Consider the following 18,681-nt stretch of genomic DNA (forward strand, 5'->3'; position numbering starts at 1 on the left):
CCTCCTGCTTAATCAGTGTACACGCCGAAAAATTCCGGGACGTACTGCCATTTATCCTGTTCGCTCGGCTTACGGCCCTCCACCAGGTTGAGCTGGGTGCGCCGGCGCCGGAGCGTCTGCATTTCGTCGTAGTCAATAAAACGGATCGCATCACTCGGGCAGACAGAGGCGCACATCGGCGCAATGTCATGCTTCGAGCGGTCGTAGCACATGTCGCATTTGTACATTTTGTTCTGGTCAAAGTCGAACTTTGGAATACCGAATGGACAGCCGAATGTGCAGTTTCTGCAGCCGATGCATTTTTCCTCCGATGCGGAGAGGACAACGCCTTCTTCCGTGATCTGAATCGCATTGGCCGGACACACCCGCGCACACGCCGGGTCTTTGCAGTGCATGCACATCATCGGGAACGTCTGACGGCTCTCCATGAAATCGACGTAGTCCACATAGTTCCGCTCGGTGCCTTCATGGTCGCCGCATTCTCTGCAGGCTGCCAGACACGCGCGGCAGCCGATACACCGTTCAAATTCGAGATACATGATTTTATTCATGGGAAACGCCCTCCTTTTTCGTGATCCGTCTGATTTTTGCAGCACATACTTTAAACTCCGGCATGCGGGACGTCGGATCCAGACACGCGTTCGTCAGTTTGTTGACAGAAAGCTCTTTTCCCCAGTGATACGGGATAAATAAAATATCCTCCCGCGTTGCTTTCGTCAGCTTTACTTCGACAGTCATCGAACTTCTCGGCGTCGTGATCTCCGCCATCTCTTTATCCTGAATGCCGTACCGGGAGGCAAGCGCCGGATGCATTTCCACGTATGGATATGGGCACTGGTCGCGGAGAAAATCAATACGTCTCGTCTGATTGCCGGAAAGGTAGTGGTACACGACGCGGCCGGTCGTCAGCCGGAGCGGAAATTCCTCCGATGGTACTTCCCCCGGCTCCTGCCACGGAACGGATGGCAGCACGGCTTTCCCATCAGGCGTTTCAAACCGGCCTTTAAAGACGGTCGGTGTGCCCGGATGGTCGAGCGATGGACACGGCCAGAACACGCCGTTCTCCCGGTCAATCCGCTCGTACGTAATCCCGTAGTAATCGGCTTTTCCACCTTTTGTCGCGAGGCGGAATTCATTAAATATATCCTCGGCTTTTTCATACGGGAAAAGATACCCTTTGCCGAGCACCTGGGCGATTTCCTTGAGAATCTGCCAGTCCGGTTTCGATTCATGAAGCGGCTCTACTGCTTTACGTATGCGGATGACCCGTCCTTCCAGGTTTGTCGTCGTTCCTTCATCCTCCGCCCACGAAACAGCAGGCAGCACGACATCAGCAAATTCTGCCGTTTCAGAGAGGAAAAAGTCGTTGACGACGAGGAAATCGAGCTTTTTCAGCGAGTCCCAGACATATTCCACGTTCGGAGCGGAGACAGCCGGGTTGCTGCAGATGACGTGCATGCCGCGGATCGCGCCGTTTTGAATTTCATCGAACATTTCAAACGCAGACACTCCGGGCTTCGGCATCGCTTCGGGCTCAATCCCCCACACGCCGGAAATATGCTTTACTGCTTCCGGATCCGTAATTTTACGGTAGCCCGGCAGCAGGTCGGATTTCTGACCGTGCTCCCGGCCGCCCTGGCCGTTCCCCTGACCTGTAAACGTCGCAACGCCCGAGGCGAATTTTCCGATCTGACCCCGGAGAAGCGCCAGTGCCGAGTAAAGCGTGACGTTATCGACGCCTTTGGACTGCTGCTCAGCGCCGCGCGCAAACATCACGACGGATTTCTGTGCTCTGCCGTAAAGATGCGCCGCACGGATAATTTTCTCTTCTGAAACCCCGGTAATTTTCGACGTATACGCCGGCGTAAACAGCGCCGTCTGCGCTTTCAGCTCCTCGAAGTTGGCACACCGCTCTTCGACATACGCTTCATCCACATAGCCTTCTTTAATAATGAGATGAAGCAGTCCGTTGGCAAGCGCGGAATCCGTTCCCGGCAGGAGATCCAGATGCACATCAGCAATGCGTGCCGTCGGTGTCTCCCGCGGATCGATCACGATCATCGATGCCCCGCGGTCCCGTGCCTTCCAGAACATTTGAATGCTCGTCGGATGGCATTCCGCCGTATTCGACCCCGCCATCAAAAAGCAGTCACTGTGCTCGAGCTCTGTCCACGGAAGCGTCGACCCGCGGTCCATGCCGAACGTCTTCAAAAAACCACCGGCTGCAGAACTCATGCAGAAGCGGCCATTGTAATCAATAAAACGTGTGCCGAGAACCGCACGGGCATATTTTCCGACGAGATAACACTTCTCATTCGTCATCGATACCCCACCGAAAACCGACATTGCATCCGGGCCGCTTTCCTGCTGGAGCCGGGTGACGTTGTCTTTAATGACATGGAGCGCTTCCTCCCAGCTGCTTTCTACGAATGCACCGTTCTTTTTAATAAGCGGGCGTTTAATCCGGTCCGGGTGATCGATCTGCTGGTAGGCGGTCACGCCCTTTGGACACAGTTTGCCGAGTGTGACCGGCCAGTCGTAGCGCGGTTCCACCCCTTTGATCTTTCCCGTTTTTTCCGAAACCCGGATATGCATACCGCACTGCATGCCGCAGTAGCTGCAGTGGGTGGTTATGAGCTTTTCTCCGGCACGCTGTAGATTTTTCGTTCCTTCTTTCACGACGTAGTCACTCATGATAATCCTCCTTTTCACCAGAAGTCCGGCGCCGTCCGAATCCAGGCGGCTGAATGCCGCTCATCGTTTCCACCGGCGCATACGGATCTTTCGGCGGCTGTTCCAGGTTCATCTGTTTCATCACACGCATTTTCCGCCGGCAGGCCGGGCAGTAGTCTGACAAATACGAACCGTCGGCAAGCTGCAGATCAAATTGCTGAGCGGCAAGAATGCCTTTGACATCGATAATTTGTTCGTCGGTACTGTATATCTCGCCGCAGGAGCGGCACGGCCTGGTGTCGACCGTTTCGCGGTAGTTCATCGGTACACCGGCAGCAAGCGGCCGGATCGGCAGGTGGAACAGCTTTCCGAACGGAAAGTAGACAAGGAACAACACGACGGTTACCTGGTGAAGCAGGGAAAGCTGCGGATGCATAAATCCACCGAGAAATTTATAGGAAAGCGTCAGTACCAATCCGGTTCCAGTAACCGCAAGCAGTACATACAGCGGCAGTAGATCAAACTCCACGCGCTGTGTCACTTTCGCGTCAGGACTCGTCGTTCTGCGGATAAGCGCCATCGTGACGCCGATGAGCACCATCATCGCGGTAATGTTCAATCCGTTGTAGACGAGCTCTGCAAACAGACCGTCGGCGGCCATCTTTATCGTTGGTACACCCATCACGACAATCTGGTACGTTTCCGGGTCGATGAGCGAAAAATGCATCCACCCGAACGTCAAGCCGAACGTGATTGCAAAGGAACCGATGCATCCCCAGGCAAGCAGCCAGTGGGCCATCCCTCGGTAGACCCCCCGTTTAAAAATAAACTTCTGCAGAATGATGTTATCAAACGCCGTTTTCAACACTGCGCGGATGTTTCGCTGCTTATGCGAGCGCGTCCGCAGGTTCTGAAAGCTCCGTTTTAAAATCTGCTGAGTCGCCGGCCGGAGCGACCAGGACACCATGCGTCCGGTAATACCGAGGGCAAAAACAATCGAGCCGATCAAATAACCGAAAAGCATCATATCGACGTGGGCAAACTGCCCGGTGCCGATCCACATCGTAAAAATGAGTATCGTTACTACAAAAAAGGAATACATGCTTGCTTTGGAGTAAAATGATCGTTCGAGCTGCTGCATGTGTCCCCACCCCTTTCTCTTATCCTGTTTTCATTGTAGGGGCGGGTTCGAAACGGTGCTGTGAGTTTTATCACACCGGAAAATATTTTGGTGGAAATCGGAAGGAAGGGCGCCGCCGCGTCTATAAAAATCCTTCGTGTCCATTGTGTGAACGGACGCAGAAACATCATATACTTTTATCGCCATAATATATTTCAACTTCTGGAAGCTCGGCTCTATGCCGAACACGGTTCGAATGATACCTATTCTTATGTTTTAAAAATGTTCCGGTGCGGACGGTGGTTAGTTCTCTGTCTGGAAGGGAAAAGAAGAGAAATCAGTAAAAAAAGAAAGGGTGAGGGGCGTGAGGATTGAAAACAGCGTCGTTATTGTAACCGGAGGCTCCCGTGGTATCGGCCGGGCCGTGACAGAAAAACTTCTGGAGCGCGGGGCAAGCGTTATGGCGATTGCCAAAACGTCCAAATCAGTGAAGCAGATGAAAAAGGAGATCGACTCGGACAACTTTGATGCGATTACGTGTGACGTGTCGGATCCGGACCAGGCTGGTGACGCCGTCATTACGTGCCGGCGCCGTTTCGGAAGAATCGATGCGCTCGTCAATAACGCCGGTGTCGGTGTCTTCAAACCGATCGAAGACATGTCACTGTACGACTGGGATTATCAGCTGAATACGAACCTCCGCGGCGCGTTTCTTATCAGCCAGGCTGTGTACCGGGAGATGCTCGGCACCGGCGGCGGTGAAATTGTCCACGTCGCATCAAACCTCGGCTATACCGTCCGCGAAAAAGCCGGCGCTTACTGCGCCAGCAAATGGGGGCTTGTCGGCCTATCCAAGACGATGAACGCCGAAGGACGCGCCCACGGCATCCGGGTTTCGACTGTTTCTCCGGGACTCGTGCAGACGGACTTCTCCGGCGTATCCGCCGCGGAAAAAACCGACGGTCTCCTGCCTGGTACGGTCGCCGATCATATTCTCGGCGCCCTGGAAGCTTCTGAAGACACCGGAGAAATTGAAGTGATTATCCGTCCATAGAAAAGGCGCTGTCCGCTTGATTGTGCGGACAGCGCTTTGTGTGTAATCCATCTATTTCGAAAGAAACTTCCCTCCTCATTCTCCCGTACACTTACCACAAACGATGAAAGGAGGAATCTCATGACGCACCGTCAGTCCGCCGTTCTCGGCCTTATCTTCGGTATTCTCGCTGTGCTCCTTCCGTCTGTCGGCATCGTGTTCGGGATCGCGGGCATCATCATCACGATCACCCTTCGAAACCAGCTTCGGGATGACGAACCCGCCGAACGGAAAATGATGCAGGCCGGTCTGGCATTAAGTATTCTCGGCGTGCTGATACAAATCACACTGACGCTTATCGGGCTGCTGTCTTTTTTTCAAACGCCGCCCGGCTTCCTGTAAGCACTTTTTCCGGAAAGGTGGGTGCCTCTTCCGGATACGCGAAATAATAGCCCTGCATGTAGGGCACGTTCAGCTTTTTCAGCATCGCGTATTCCGCTTCGGTTTCCACGCCTTCCGCGATCACTTCCGCCTCCATTTCAGCAGCAGCCTCCATAAATAACGTGACGAGCTTCTGCTGAATCGGCGCGTCATCAATGCCCTGTGTGAGAACCCGGTCCAGCTTTACATACTCCGGCTTCAGTGCGAGGAGCGTTTTAATACTGTTGTAGCCCGCTCCCACATCGTCCATCGCAATTCGAAATCCCTGGGAGCGGTAGTTTTCGACGACGCTTTTCAGCTGGCCGTAATCACGGACCGCCTGTTTTTCGGTAATCTCAAATACGACCTGGGACGGGTCCATCCCGTAGGCTTCCAGCAGCTGCCGGGTGCAGCCGCGCGCGTATTGTTCGTCCTCGAGCACATTCGGATGCACGTTAATAAACAGCAGACGTCCCGTGCCGCGGAGCGCCCGGTGGTACGTCATGAGACCCGCTGCCCGCGCCGTCCGCTCGAATGGAAACAGACTCCCGCTCGCACCGAGCCGTTCGTAAAACTGCTCGGTCGAAGCAATTCCCGGAGCCGGATGCGGTCGGTTTAACAGTTCGTGCCCGGCGGTAGTGCCGCGTTTCACATCAAGTATCGGCTGAAACAGCGACTGGAACCGGCGGTGCTGGATAATCTGTCCGATCGTCCGGTTCCACTGCACCCGCTCCTTCTCAGCCGTGTACTGCTTCCGAAGATACGTAAGTGCCTCGAGCCACCGCATCGGACGCCTCCTTTCCACGAAGGGACGCCAGATACCGGCTGGATGCCGTCACCGAACGATACGCATGTGCCGCTTCCGCTGCCGTTTCCGCCCACTGCCTTCCCCCATCATCAATATCCTGCTGCAGCGCCGTAAACGCGTCATTCATCCCCATCAGCGTCTCCGCAATTGTCTGAAACAGCGCCGCCGATTCCTGCTGACCTTCCGCCGTCGACGCCACGGCTTCCGTCGTTTTCGCCATCTCGGACGTAATCCTGCCGGCTGCTTCCTTCGTCGTGTCCGCCAGCTGCCGGATTTCTCCTGCCACCACCGCAAACCCGCGTCCTTCCGCACCGGCCCGCGCCGCCTCGATCGCAGCATTTAACGATAAAATCGTGATCTTCTCCGTAATCGCCTCAATCATCCCGACGACCTCAGCGACCGTCGCCGCCCGGTCATGGAGATGCTTGACCACCTCCGCCTGCACGTCTTCCTTCTGCCGCTGCTCCTCCGCCTGCTGAATCAGCCTGTCCAGCTGACTCCGGCCCGCCTCTGCCTTCGCATGAAGCGCGGTCATCGCCTCGACTCCCCGGGACGCACGCTCCTGCACGCTGGAAATCGACGTTTCCATCGCTTCTGTATGCTGCGCCGCTTCCCGCAGCTGACTCAGCCGTTTCGTTTCCACTTCCCGCTGGGCAAACGCGGTGAGCTCCAGAAGGTCCGGGATCTGCAGAAATCCCGTCAGCACATCCCCCCGGCGGATGAACACCGCATCGAAGCGGTTTTCTTCCGTTCGAGCCAGTACGTGCCGGGTCATTTCTTCCGGCAGCATTTCCTCCGGCAGCACGAGCGGCTGCTTTTTCAGCTGCTCATGCACCGGCCGTTCTCCGTAAAGGCTGAACCCGAACCGCGATCCCATTTTTTCAAAAAAGTCCCCTGCCATCATGTATCCCTGCAGGTGGTAAGGTTCTTCTACGACATAGCACTCCGCCGGATGTTTTTTCATCCAGCTGTCCACCTCCGCATTCGTCATCCACGGATCCAGATGAACGAGCGGCTTCTGTTTTTGACGAAGTTCTTCGATAATCGACCGAACGTTTTCCACCATGTATCTGCTCCCCCTCTCTTTCTACCCAGGACCAGTGTACGTGTTCTCTATAAAGCCAGCATAAAGAAATTGTAAAGGTTCGGTAAGTTCCTCCCTGGCGGCATTGTATATTTTCCCAGATGCTGGGGCGTGGTACAGTAAAAGAAAGAGAAGGAGGGGAGCGCGTGCATTCATCGATCCGGCGAAGTCTCGTCTATGCGGCCGGCCTGTTTCTGCTTGCCACCGGCGTCAGTTTCTCCATCGCCGCCGGATTCGGCGTTTCCCCCGTGTCGTCACTCGCTGTCGCGGTGACGATCACGACCGGGATTACCGTCGGCGTCACAACCGTGCTTGCCAATGTTTTGTTTATCGTGATTCAGATGGCTCTCGGAAAAACGGTGACGCCCGCAGGGTTCGGCATGCAGTTTCTCGCGGCGTTCGTTTTCGGCGTTTTTATCGACAGTACGCTCTGGGTTCTGGAAACGGTGTACATACCGGAGACATTGTTCAGCCGAAGCTTGTTTCTCGGCATCAGTCTGCTTCTGATCGCAGCCGGCTTGTTCAGCTATATTTCCGCGAAGTTTCCGCTCATGCCGTATGACGCGATGACGCAGGCGGTGAGCGCACGCTTTTTCTGGCCGTTTGCCCGGGCGAAAGTAACGAGTGACGGAATCAACGTCGCCTGCGCCGGTACGCTCTGCCTCGCCGTCACTCAGACATTCGGTTCCATCGGCATTGGCACGCTTATTGCCGCGGCCTCCGTCGGCCGGCTGATCGGCCTATTCTCACGCTTGTTCCAGCAGCCGCTGCAGCAGTGGCTTTCCGCCGGGGAAACGATTCATCCAAACCGTGTACCTTAAAGGAGGATCCTGTTATGACAATCAATCACCCATTTTCTTCATTAGAACTCCCGATTATTCAGGCACCGATGGCCGGAGGGATTACGACGCCGCAGATGGTGATCGAAACCGGCCGGCACGGAGGACTCGGCATGCTCGCTGCCGGCTACCTCACGCCGGAGAACGCCCTGGAACAGATCCGGGAAGTGAAGCAGGCACTTGATAAGCCGTTCGGCATCAACCTTTTCGTCCCGCAGCCGTTTCACGTGGACGAGGCGGACGTTCAGAAGGCGGAAGCAGCCCTCGCTCCCTTCAGCGAAGCGCTTGATCTTTCCGGCACGGCCACCCCGCCGCTGCCGGTGTATGAGAAAGCCGTAGAAACGTTTCAGGCTCATATCGACGTCATCCTCGAGGAGCGGGTTCCGGTCTGCTCGTTTACATTCGGACTGCCGGATGCAGCGGCGACCCGCCGGCTGAAGGAAAACGGCGTCTTTTTAATCGGCACGGCGACGACGACCGCCGAAGCGGTTCTGGTGGAGGAGTCCGGCATGGATATGGTCGTCGTGCAGGGAAGCGAAGCCGGCGGCCACCGCGGCCATTTCCATAAAAGCATGGAAGAAAGCCACATCGGCCTCTTTTCGCTGATTCCCCAGACGGTCGACGCTGTCACCATCCCTGTCGCCGCAGCCGGCGGCATCATGGACGCCCGCGGCATCCAGGCAGCCCGCTGTCTCGGCGCAGCCGCCGTCCAGATGGGAACCGCCTTTCTCCCCTGTCAGGAAAGCGGCGCCCCCGACGCACACAAAAACGCCGTTCTCCAGGCGCAGGAGGACGACGTCGTCATGACACGGGCCTTTTCCGGTAAATGGGCCCGGGGTATTCAAAATGAGTTTATCCAGATGATGAAAGACGAGGATGCGGTTGTCGATTTCCCTGTACAGAATGCGCTGACGAAACCGATCCGGAGCGCTGCCGGCAGCCGGGGCGACACGGCGTACATGTCCCTCTGGACCGGGCAGTCCACGCGCCTCGCCCGGCGCCGCACCGTAAAGGAGCTTATGGAAAGTCTCGCAGAGGAACTGAAGCCATTTTAAGACGTCGTTACAGCGGCGGGTAGACGACAGTGCCGTCTTTTTCAATCACCGGCGGCGCTCCCCACCGGCCGAGTTCATGCGGCTCAAGCTCAGCTTTCCCGACTTTCCCGCGGAGAATATGCACCACCTCCCGCCCGTTCGCCTGCAGCCAGTTGCTGATGAGCAGCCGGTGGCACCGGGCCGGATGGCGCTCGGAGCACAGGAGCGCGGCGGTATGCCCATCAGCCAGCTTTTCCAGCTCCGCCATCCCTTCCTGAAACGCCTCCGTCAATGTGTAATCGGCATAATTATGAAACGAGCGGTTGTCCCAGCCTTCATTCAGCGACTCCCCAACTTCACTCGAGCGGCTTCTTCTCCCGCCGAGCAGCGGCAGATGCTGATAGGCAATGCCGCCTTCACCGAGCCACTCCTTCATAATTTCCCCGTTAAACTGCGGAAATTTCCGGCTCGCCGGGAACGCCCGCACGTCCACGACAAGCGAGACCCCCGCTTCGGTTAATAGGGACGTAAACATTTCCTGCGAACTGTCCGAGTGGCCGATCGTGTAGATGCTCATGCCGTCTCCTCCTCTCCACGAACATGGAAACCTGCGTGGGCTTTACGGTTCCATTCCACGGTTTCTGCTGGATTCAAACGTGGTCGCTGAAAAAGAAGGAGCGGGAATCCAGCATCAAATTACTCTTTTGAAAGAAGTAACTGTTCAAGTCGTGCTGCCTGGATGTTTAACTATATTCCAGGTCCTGTTGTGCAGGGAAAAGCAAACCTGGATGTTTCCCTTGGAAATCATATGGAACAGCGCCTGTGACATGGACCATTACTTTCAATTGTGGAATGCCACTTTTGTTAATTGTTTTTATCGTCATTCTCACAGAATGATCTTCTTTTAAGAGTGTAGAGAAAAATTCTGCATACACTGCAGGAATATACCCTAATTTCACATTACTTGGAGAGAAGACTTCAACAGCGTACTTATCAAGATCAGGCTCTCTTCTTAAAAGTAACTCCTGCCCTGTTTCCAGCATATCTAAAGAAGTATCGCCATCATAGTATCTCCAGCCCTCAATGTAAAAGTCTACACTGAACGTATCTTTTTCCATTAAAAGCGGCGAAACTAACTCAAACGTATCCGTGGCTGTCTTTCCTTTCGTAACGCGCAGAATTTCCATTTCATGTGATGAGCCTGTTAATCCGTATGATTCAAGCAGAGAATGATAATCCGGGCGCTCTTTGTTAGGAAGTCTTCGGCTGAAGGCATGAAACATAAAAGGAGAATAATAACTTTTAGTAAGGTCTGGAAAAGCAAAAAAAGTTGTAAAGCCATTTTTTACAGCATCCTGAAGCCCTCTTGATTTATTCGTTCGATCATATTCAAAATAGTACCCATCACCCGCTACATATAAAAGGCTGCCAACATGGTATTTCATTCTTGTATGTGGATTCTGCCAAACCAGCCATAATAATTCTTTCATCATTATTCTAACCTCCTTCGTACCACTCTACCATCCAATGCTTCCTATACGTTACCAGCTTTACTACCCATTCTTTCTCTAAATCACTCATCACTTCCACTGGTACGTTATTTAATATATCCCTCAGCCTGGCTGGATCCATGGATTCTATGCGGCTTATTTCATCTTTAGTATAGCTTGGATAATGAACATTCAAGTAATTTAACAACTCCAGCACTTTTGGTTTTTTCTTCCCCTCCACTTCAATTAAAGTTTTTGACCTGTTTGTAAAACCTTTAAACATCCGCTCATCTTTTATTAATTTTTCTAACTTCTGATGCCCTGCATTGAATCCCAATGAAGCTCCATTATCATATATTGGAGAAAATACAGGGCTCCCGTGACCTAATACTATTGCCCAATTTTCACAGTGTCGATCCTGGTTAGCAATTAAGCTGTCAAAAAAGCAAAGAGCTATAAAATCTTTCTCAAGGTTATATGGTTGAAGAGACGTTATTATATTCTCTATAGAGTACTGCTCTAAACTCCAAGGGTTAAATTCATCCAAAATACTGGATAAAATCTCACCGCCATCAGCCATTACCTCTGTATTAGATATGAAATTTTCTAATATGACCCCTTTTCTTTCCTTTTGCTCAGCAAACTCAACATGCATCATCTTTAGATGCAGTTCTTTACCAAGTTCAGAGGAGACTTTTTCAGCCCAGATCTCTCCGTTTGATACTTTAGGCACCTTAAACAAATATCGTTTATCTTCACCTGTATCCGGTTTAAGCCAATACTTTTCTCTAGTACCGGATACTTGAAGCGAATAATCATCCGTCCAATTCGAAATATCCGTTATATTGTACATTCTATTTCTCCCTGCAATAAAGTCATTTTATCTTTTACAATTATATCACGAATTGGTAAGGAAGCTTGTTTATCGACTATGTATTAAGTTGTGTATATACACAGAAATGATAAAAAGAGGCCTCCACCAAGTTTAGTAACTTGATGAAAGACCTCTTTCAAAACCTCTATAACTAATATCGGTGGTTTTTCTGGTGTATCAAGCAGATGGTAAAGCTCTCAGCCCTTGTACAAAAGGGGTGGGGCTTTTATTACATCATGCCGCCCATTCCACCCATACCGCCCATGTCCGGCATGCCGCCGCCACCGCCGTTGTCTTCTTCCGGCAGGTCAGCGACCACTGCTTCGGTCGTGAGGAACATCGCGGATACGGATGCTGCGTTCTGCAGCGCAGAGCGCGTTACTTTGGTTGGGTCGACGATACCGTTGGCGATCATGTCGACGTATTCGCCGGTTGCGGCGTTGAAGCCGATGCCGACTGCTTCGCCTTTGAGGCGCTCGACGATGATGGAGCCTTCGAGACCCGCGTTTTCTGCGATCTGACGGACCGGCTCTTCAAGCGCACGGTACACGATGTTGGCACCGGTTGCTTCGTCGCCGTCCAGCTCCAGCTCGCGGATGGATGTGAGCACGTTGATCAGTGCTGTACCACCGCCGGCTACGATACCTTCTTCCACGGCTGCGCGCGTGGAGTTCAGCGCATCTTCAATGCGGAGCTTTTTCTCTTTCATTTCTGTTTCGGTTGCTGCACCGACTTTTACGACAGCGACGCCGCCTGCAAGCTTCGCGAGGCGCTCCTGCAGCTTTTCACGGTCGAAGTCGGATGTTGTTTCTTCGATCTGGGACTTCAGCTGGTTTACGCGGTCTGCGATTTTCGCAGAGTCGCCGGCACCTTCCACGATCGTTGTGTTGTCTTTTGTTACGACGATCTTGGATGCGCGTCCAAGCTGCGTGATGTCTGTGGACTTCAGGTCAAGACCGAGATCTTCCGTGATGACTTCACCGCCTGTAAGTGTCGCAACGTCTTCAAGCATCGCTTTACGACGGTCACCAAAGCCTGGTGCTTTAACAGCTACGGCGTTGAACGTGCCGCGGAGCTTGTTCACAACGAGTGTTGCGAGTGCTTCGCCTTCCACGTCTTCTGCAATGATCAGGATCGGCTTGCTCTGCTGGACAACCTGCTCCAGTACCGGCAGCACTTCCTGGATGTTGTTGATCTTCTTGTCCGTGATGAGGATGTACGGATCCTCAAGCACTGCTTCCATCTTATCGGAATCCGTCACCATGTACGGGGACGCATAGCCGCGGTCGAACTGCATACCTTCAACGACTTCAAGCTCTGTCGAGAAGCCTTTGGACTCTTCCACGGTGATAACGCCGTCGTTTCCGACGCGCTCCATCGCTTCAGCGATCAGCTGGCCGACCGTGTCGTCTGCAGACGAGATCGAAGCTACCTGGGAAATCGACTCACGGCCTTCGATCGGCTTCGAGATTTTACGGAGCTCTTCGAGGGCAGCGTCCGTCGCTTTTTCAATTCCGCGGCGGATGACCATCGGGTTGGCACCGGACGTGACGTTTTTCAGTCCTTCTTTGATCATGGACTGCGCAAGCACCGTTGCTGTCGTCGTACCGTCACCGGCAATGTCATTTGTCTTGGATGCAACTTCGGATACGAGCTGGGCGCCCATGTTCTCAAAGTTGTCCTCCAGTTCGATTTCTTTCGCGATCGTTACACCGTCGTTAGTGATCAGTGGGGAGCCGAACTTCTTCTCCAGAACGACGTTACGGCCTTTTGGTCCGAGCGTTACTTTTACAGTATCTGCAAGGCGGTCTACCCCGCGGAGCATTGCGCGGCGGCCGTCTTCACTAAATTTAATTTCTTTTGCCATGAAAAATCACCCTCCATTAAATTGAAATGATGGTTCCTGTCTGTTTATTCGATGACTGCGAGAATGTCGCTTTCGCGAAGGATTAAGAGTTCCTTACCTTCATACTTCACTTCAGTGCCCGCAAACTTGGAGAAAAGCACTTTGTCGTCCTGCTTTACTTCCGGTGACACGCGCTCACCGCTTTCGGTGGTGCGGCCGTGTCCGACAGCAACGACTTTTCCTTCCTGCGGCTTTTCTTTCGCGGAATCCGGAAGAACAATACCGCTGGACGTTTTTTCCTCCTGCTGGACAACTTCAATGACTAGACGATCTCCTAAAGGCTTTAACAAGGAAAACACCCTCCTTTAATATTGGGGCACGGCGGACCGTGCTGCTGATAAGTATCGTTTATTAGCACTCACCGTTCATGAGTGCTAACACAATTCTTATCATAATCAAGCTGCGTTTTTTTTGCAACCCTTTTGTTTTTCTTTTTTGTGAAAAATTTCGGTACGCCCACAGGGACGCCGGGATTTCTATGCCCGTTCAGGTGCCTGCTTAAACGCCTTCTATCGATTGTCATGAAACCGCCACCGGATGCCGGTGCACACGACGGGGCAGCGGCATGAAACTATGGTACAATGTCACTCGTACCCTAATAGAGACGAACATTCATAGATTGGAGCGAATTCCTGTTGAATAAACACTACTGGCTCATTCTCCTCGCATTCCTGCTGCTGCAGCTGTCGCCGCTTGCTATTGCGCCGCTTCTCGCACTGTTCGGGTTTGAGGGGACGTTTGAAGAACTTTCCGGTCTGTCGATTTCGATCGGCTACGTGATCGGTTTTATCGTTATTATATGGATTACGCTGAAGACACCGGATAATCCGAAGCTTACGGAAAACAAAGCCGACGTCCCGACGACGATTCTCTGGTCGGTGCTTGGTATTATTCTCGCTTTCGCTTCCCAGTACGCAGCGGCAGCGATTGAAACGTTTGCGTTCGGCATCGAGCCCGGCTCGGAAAACACCGATATGATCGTTGAGATGGCCAATGCTGCGCCGTTTACGATCTTTGTCGTCGCCGTCCTCGGTCCGATTGTGGAGGAAATTGTGTTCCGCATGGTCATTTTCGGCGCCCTCTACAAACGGTTCGGCTTCTGGATCGGCGCGCTCGGAAGCGGCTTTGTCTTCGCGCTCGTCCACTTTGATTTCACCCATCTTCTCGTCTACCTCGCCATGGGCGTTGTCTTCGCGTGGCTGTATGTGAAAACGAAGCGGATCATCGTGCCGATCATCGCCCACGTCGGAATTAACTCGTTTGTCATGCTCGTGCAGGTCATTTTCGGCGAACAGCTTCAGGAAATGATCGAACAGATGGAAGAAATGGAGCAGACGCTGCAGTTTATTTTGGGAGGTTGGATGTAAATGGGACGTTCTCCCCGCTTTAACGGCTACTTGTTTATCTTTTTCGGAACGCTGTTTCTGTTCCTCGCGATTCAATCTGCCGGACAGTCCTCCGGCTGGGACGTCATCACGATCGTCCTTATCGCATTTGCTGCATTCGATTACTTTCTCGGCTTCAAATTTTTCGTTGCCGCCGCACGAATGGAACAGAACAAGCGCGGAAAATAACGATGGATGAAAGGAGACCGCTGGGTGCAGTGGTCTTTTTTCGTTGTAGGGTAAGAATGTATAAAATTCAAAGCCTCATTCAAGCAGTTATGCCAAGGGCTTCAGCATTTCAGTGTTCTGTTCCATGTACCGTTTGTTTCTGTTGATAGAGCTTCTCCGCTTTTCGGCAGAAGCTTGCCGTGGGCTTGTCTTCAGCTATTTCTCATGGCCTGCGCCCTGAGAAAGGATCTTCAGACTGCGCTTGATCCCACCGGCGTCCCTGCCGAACGCTCCGAAGCGTATTAGAATTAGGATGAAGAACAGATGATCCGTAGCAGGGTCGATGTCTATAAGGCAATACCGTTTCTTTTTTGCCTGCCGAAACCGGAGGCCGTCGACTCCGGGAGGATCCGAACGAGGCGAAAATCCATGCCGCGGTCAGCGGCTGAGAGCGCGAGCGGAGCCGGCCTTTGGTTTAAGCCGCAGGACAGCGGTTTTCTGTCCTGCGGCGCGGCCGCGCGAAGCCGTGCTTCTTATAAATAAAAGGAAGCAAGCTATAGCAGTTTGACTTCCCTCCGGAACGCGTACGGCTGCAGGTGCAGGCAGAAAGCGGGTACCTATTCAACAAACGTTTCTTAGCTTTTAAGACCAGACGGTTTCTGCCTGGTTTATTTTATGAACAGTGCCTCACGGTTTTCCGTTTTGTATGCCGGTCTTCCTAAAAGGACCTCGATCAACCGCCGCTCAAAACGGCAGCGGCCCCAGACAGGCATCAGAGGCGTCGGCCCGGCTGATAGGAGAAACAACCTGCAGCCGGGCCGGCTCCGCTCCCCTTCAAAGATGATTTCTCCTTTCGTCCTATCCCGTCCGCCCCATGGCAGAATAATGCTAACTTTCGGAGTAGTTTTACTTTGTGATTCCCCATTCATTTTCCAGAAAAAACGCGCTATACTGGCTCCTGTCTTGTACATAAGGCACACTGAATTTTCAGATTTTTACTACAATAGGAAGCTGCTGCTTCCTCCTGGAAAGGGGATCATTTTATGCCGGAAAAGAAGCGCGGCTGGTTCCAGCGTTTTCTCGATATGATTGAGTGGACGGGAAACAAGCTGCCTCATCCTGTCACATTATTTGCGATATTGACGGTGCTCGTCATTTTCGCCTCGTGGATTATTTCTGCTGTCGGTATATCCGTCGAGCATCCTGGTGAAGAAGGAGAAATTGTCAGCGTGACGAGCCTTCTCACGCCGGAAGGCATCCAATACATGCTTTCCAGTATGGTGGATAACTTCATCGGCTTCGCGCCGCTCGGCGTGGTGCTTGCAACGATGCTCGGTATCGGTATCGCGGAGCGAACCGGGCTCATCAGCGCCTGTCTGCGCGGATTTGTCCTCTCCATTCCGAAAGTACTGATCACCGCCGGTCTTGTGTTTGCCGGTATTATGTCGAGTGTTGCTTCCGACGCCGGCTACGTCGTGCTGCCGCCGCTCGGTGCCGTTATTTTCGCGGCACTCGGCCGGCATCCGCTTGCAGGACTTGCGGCTGCTTTTGCCGGTGTTTCCGCCGGTTTCAGCGCGAACCTACTTCTCTCTGCAACGGATCCGATGCTCGGGGAGCTGACGATTTCCGCTGCGGCCATCGTGAGTGAATCGTACGCTGAAGGCATGAACATCGCGATGAACTATTACTTCATTATCGTGTCTGTCTTCCTGCTGACGATCGTCGGTGCGGTCGTCACCGAAAAAATTGTCGAGCCCCGCCTCGGTGAATACAAAGGCGAATTCCGGGAAGATGCGGCAGGACTTCAGCCGATCGAGAAGAAAGGCCTTCTCTGGGCGGGACTTTCCCTTCTTGTAACGGCCGCCGTTTTCGCCGCGATGGTTGTTCCGGCAGACGGTATTCTCCGCGCGGACGACGGCGGTTTTGTCCAGTCGCCGTTTATGGACGCCCTCGTGCCGATCATTACCATTCTCTTCTTCGTGCCCGGGCTTGTATACGGGATTGCGACGAAGGAGATCAAAAATGACCGCGACGTTGCCGACAAGCTGTCGGATACGATGGCGGCCATGGGAATGTTTATCGTACTCGCCTTTACCGCCGGACAGTTCGTCGCCTACTTCGCTGAGACAAACCTCGGTCTTGTCATCGGCGTCTACGGTGCCGAGACACTGGACAGCATTGGCCTGCGCGGCATTCCGCTTATCATCGGCTTCATTCTCGTCGCCGGATTTATCAATCTGTTTATCGGCAGCGCGTCGGCCAAGTGGGCGATGATGGCACCGATTTTCGTGCCGGTCATGATGCAGTTCGGCTACTCGCCGGAACTGACGCAGATGGCGTACCGGATTGCCGACTCTTCAACGAACATCATTACGCCGCTCATGACGTATTTCGCGATCATTATCGCCTTCGCACAGAAATACGATAAGCGGATGGGAATCGGTACGATGATTTCCGTTATGTTCCCGTATTCAATCCTTTTCCTCATTACGTGGAGCATCATGCTCATCGTCTGGATGCTGCTCGGCCTCGATCTTGGTCCTGGTGCACCGATTCATTACAACGGATAACGTACTCAGAAAAGCAGGCAGCGGCCGTATGAGAGCCGCTGCCTGCTTTTTCTTTTTCAGCCTGCTTCTAACGGTTATGAAAAAACTCCCATGCGCCGGAATGGCTGCACAGGAGCTTGTAGAAATGTCGTTTTATGCGTCTAAAGGGTAGTGTTTTAAGAAGTAGATCAGCGACTGCAGTTCAACGCTTAAGTCGATGTGGTGCACGCGGACGTGGTCGGGAAGCGAGAGCCGTGCGGGAGTGAAGTTCAGAATGCCGGTGATTCCTGCGTCCACGAGCGTTTCCGCGATGTTCTGCGCGTACTGGGCGGGGACGGTGAGGATCGCGACTTCGACTTTTCCCTTAATGTGCTTCTCGAGGTCGTTGAAATGGTGGATCGGCACATCGCCGACGACTTCTCCGACGACCTTTTCATCGACATCAAACGCCATTTCAATGCGTGTGTTGTTGCTTTTGCTGAAGTTGTATTTTAAAAAAGCGGTTCCGAGATTACCGACGCCGACGAGGATCACTTTGGTCAGCTCATCCTGGTCGAGTGTCTTTCTGAAAAAGGAAAGCAGGTAGTTGACGTTGTAGCCGTACCCTTTTTTGCCGAGCGCCCCAAAATAGGAAAAATCCCGGCGGATCGTGGCGGAGTCGACTTTGACCGCTTCGCTTAATTCCGACGAGGACACACGGTGCTTGCCAGATGCCTGCAGCCCTTCCAGAAAACGATAGTATAACGGCAGCCGCTTGGCGGTGGCCTGAGGGATTTTTGTCTGATCAATGTCCATACTCATGTTAACTGCCCCTTTCCTCACGGCGGAAATCGCCGCTTTTGCCACCGGTCTTTTCCTTTAAATACGTTGGACCGATGACCATGCCTTTATCGATGGCCTTGCACATGTCGTATACGGTTAATGCTGCTGCGGAGGCGCATGTCAACGCTTCCATTTCCACTCCGGTCTTCCCCGTTGTTTTCACACGGGAGGTGATCTGGAGGATATATGTTTGCTCCTTCACATTCCAGTCGAATGAAACGTCCACTCCCGTCAGCGGAAGCGGGTGGCACATCGGAATGATCGAAGACGTCTGTTTGGCTGCCATGATCCCGGCGACCTGGGCGACAGACAGAACATCTCCTTTTTTAATCGTATTGTGCTGGATCTGTTCGTAGATTTCCTGATTGACTTCGACACTGGAAACCGCCTCGGCTGTCCGGGAAGTGACTTCTTTTTCCCCGACATCCACCATGCGGGCGCGTCCCTGTTCGTTTACGTGCGTCAAATCTTTCATC

General features: G+C 53.1%; 19 protein-coding genes. 7 read left to right on the top strand and 12 right to left on the bottom strand.

The window, feature by feature from the left end:
• Window positions 1–8 precede the first annotated feature (8 nt).
• From C6I21_RS05945 to C6I21_RS05955, 3 genes are read right to left on the bottom strand one after another with little or no spacing between them, the layout of a single operon-like run.
• On the bottom strand, window positions 9–551 hold the full coding sequence (locus C6I21_RS05945; RefSeq protein ID WP_105958537.1) for a 4Fe-4S dicluster domain-containing protein: 543 nt from the start codon (window positions 549–551) through the stop codon (window positions 9–11).
• Window positions 544–2,694, bottom strand: a complete 2,151-nt coding sequence (locus C6I21_RS05950) for a molybdopterin oxidoreductase family protein (RefSeq protein ID WP_105958538.1) — start codon at window positions 2,692–2,694, stop codon at window positions 544–546. The genes C6I21_RS05945 and C6I21_RS05950 overlap by 8 nt, the downstream gene beginning before the upstream one ends.
• Entirely contained in the window at window positions 2,687–3,814 is a 1,128-nt protein-coding gene (locus C6I21_RS05955) for an MFS transporter (RefSeq protein WP_105958539.1), read from the bottom strand. The genes C6I21_RS05950 and C6I21_RS05955 overlap by 8 nt, the downstream gene beginning before the upstream one ends.
• 343 nt (window positions 3,815–4,157) lie before the next feature.
• On the opposite strand from C6I21_RS05955, the gene C6I21_RS05960 reads away from it, so the two are divergent.
• Together C6I21_RS05960 and C6I21_RS05965 are read left to right on the top strand one after the other, a co-directional pair.
• Window positions 4,158–4,847 carry an SDR family oxidoreductase gene (locus C6I21_RS05960; protein WP_181186124.1) on the top strand — a complete coding sequence of 230 codons (690 nt, stop codon included), beginning with the start codon at window positions 4,158–4,160 and terminating at the stop codon, window positions 4,845–4,847.
• A gap of 120 nt (window positions 4,848–4,967) precedes the next feature.
• Window positions 4,968–5,228, top strand: a complete 261-nt coding sequence (locus C6I21_RS05965; RefSeq protein ID WP_105958541.1) for a hypothetical protein — start codon at window positions 4,968–4,970, stop codon at window positions 5,226–5,228.
• On the opposite strand, the gene C6I21_RS05970 is transcribed toward C6I21_RS05965, so the two are convergent.
• Window positions 5,182–6,033, bottom strand: a complete 852-nt coding sequence (locus C6I21_RS05970) for an EAL domain-containing protein (protein ID WP_105958542.1) — start codon at window positions 6,031–6,033, stop codon at window positions 5,182–5,184. The genes C6I21_RS05965 and C6I21_RS05970 overlap by 47 nt on opposite strands.
• On the bottom strand, window positions 5,984–7,120 hold the full coding sequence (locus C6I21_RS05975) for a methyl-accepting chemotaxis protein (RefSeq protein WP_105958543.1): 1,137 nt from the start codon (window positions 7,118–7,120) through the stop codon (window positions 5,984–5,986). Before C6I21_RS05975 ends, C6I21_RS05970 begins: the two co-directional genes overlap by 50 nt.
• Window positions 7,121–7,296: 176 nt before the next feature.
• Here C6I21_RS05975 and C6I21_RS05980 point away from each other — a divergent pair, with 176 nt between their 5' ends.
• Together C6I21_RS05980 and C6I21_RS05985 are read left to right on the top strand one after the other, a co-directional pair.
• Window positions 7,297–7,959 carry a YczE/YyaS/YitT family protein gene (locus tag C6I21_RS05980; protein WP_105958571.1) on the top strand — a complete coding sequence of 221 codons (663 nt, stop codon included), beginning with the start codon at window positions 7,297–7,299 and terminating at the stop codon, window positions 7,957–7,959.
• A 14-nt stretch (window positions 7,960–7,973) separates the two neighbouring features.
• Window positions 7,974–9,032, top strand: a complete 1,059-nt coding sequence (locus tag C6I21_RS05985) for an NAD(P)H-dependent flavin oxidoreductase (RefSeq protein ID WP_105958544.1) — start codon at window positions 7,974–7,976, stop codon at window positions 9,030–9,032.
• Between the two features lie 7 nt (window positions 9,033–9,039).
• Here the strand turns inward: C6I21_RS05985 and C6I21_RS05990 are convergent, their stop codons facing one another.
• The 5 genes from C6I21_RS05990 to groES all read right to left on the bottom strand — a co-directional run bounded on the left by C6I21_RS05990 (window position 9,040) and on the right by groES (window position 13,571).
• Window positions 9,040–9,588, bottom strand: a complete 549-nt coding sequence (locus tag C6I21_RS05990; protein WP_105958545.1) for a DUF488 domain-containing protein — start codon at window positions 9,586–9,588, stop codon at window positions 9,040–9,042.
• A 166-nt stretch (window positions 9,589–9,754) separates the two neighbouring features.
• A complete protein-coding gene (locus C6I21_RS05995; RefSeq protein WP_105958546.1) occupies window positions 9,755–10,504 on the bottom strand; it encodes an HIRAN domain-containing protein in 750 nt (249 codons plus the stop codon).
• A gap of 4 nt (window positions 10,505–10,508) precedes the next feature.
• On the bottom strand, window positions 10,509–11,354 hold the full coding sequence (locus C6I21_RS06000) for a HipA domain-containing protein (protein ID WP_105958547.1): 846 nt from the start codon (window positions 11,352–11,354) through the stop codon (window positions 10,509–10,511).
• Window positions 11,355–11,604: 250 nt separating this feature from the next.
• Window positions 11,605–13,242, bottom strand: coding sequence for a chaperonin GroEL (groL, locus tag C6I21_RS06005; protein WP_105958548.1), 1,638 nt, complete (start codon window positions 13,240–13,242; stop codon window positions 11,605–11,607).
• Window positions 13,243–13,286: 44 nt separating this feature from the next.
• Entirely contained in the window at window positions 13,287–13,571 is a 285-nt protein-coding gene (groES, locus tag C6I21_RS06010) for a co-chaperone GroES (RefSeq protein WP_105958549.1), read from the bottom strand.
• A 345-nt stretch (window positions 13,572–13,916) separates the two neighbouring features.
• Here groES and C6I21_RS06015 point away from each other — a divergent pair, with 345 nt between their 5' ends.
• The 3 genes from C6I21_RS06015 to C6I21_RS06030 all read left to right on the top strand — a co-directional run bounded on the left by C6I21_RS06015 (window position 13,917) and on the right by C6I21_RS06030 (window position 17,404).
• Window positions 13,917–14,648: a CPBP family intramembrane glutamic endopeptidase gene (locus tag C6I21_RS06015; protein WP_105958550.1), complete on the top strand. Its 732-nt coding sequence runs from the start codon at window positions 13,917–13,919 to the stop codon at window positions 14,646–14,648.
• On the top strand, window positions 14,649–14,855 hold the full coding sequence (locus C6I21_RS06020; RefSeq protein WP_105958551.1) for a YdiK family protein: 207 nt from the start codon (window positions 14,649–14,651) through the stop codon (window positions 14,853–14,855). It abuts the gene before it with no gap.
• Between the two features lie 1,022 nt (window positions 14,856–15,877).
• Window positions 15,878–17,404, top strand: a complete 1,527-nt coding sequence (locus C6I21_RS06030) for an AbgT family transporter (protein ID WP_105958552.1) — start codon at window positions 15,878–15,880, stop codon at window positions 17,402–17,404.
• Between the two features lie 132 nt (window positions 17,405–17,536).
• Here the strand turns inward: C6I21_RS06030 and C6I21_RS06035 are convergent, their stop codons facing one another.
• Window positions 17,537–18,178, bottom strand: a complete 642-nt coding sequence (locus C6I21_RS06035; protein ID WP_105958572.1) for a redox-sensing transcriptional repressor Rex — start codon at window positions 18,176–18,178, stop codon at window positions 17,537–17,539.
• A 7-nt stretch (window positions 18,179–18,185) separates the two neighbouring features.
• Complete coding sequence (gene moaC / locus C6I21_RS06040; protein WP_105958553.1) at window positions 18,186–18,680, bottom strand: cyclic pyranopterin monophosphate synthase MoaC; 495 nt, start codon at window positions 18,678–18,680, stop codon at window positions 18,186–18,188.
• Between the last annotated feature and the right edge of the window lies 1 nt (window position 18,681).

Origin of the sequence: Alkalicoccus urumqiensis (genome assembly GCF_002993335.1) — a bacterium.
Classification (GTDB): Bacteria; Bacillota; Bacilli; order Bacillales; family Salisediminibacteriaceae; genus Alkalicoccus; species Alkalicoccus urumqiensis.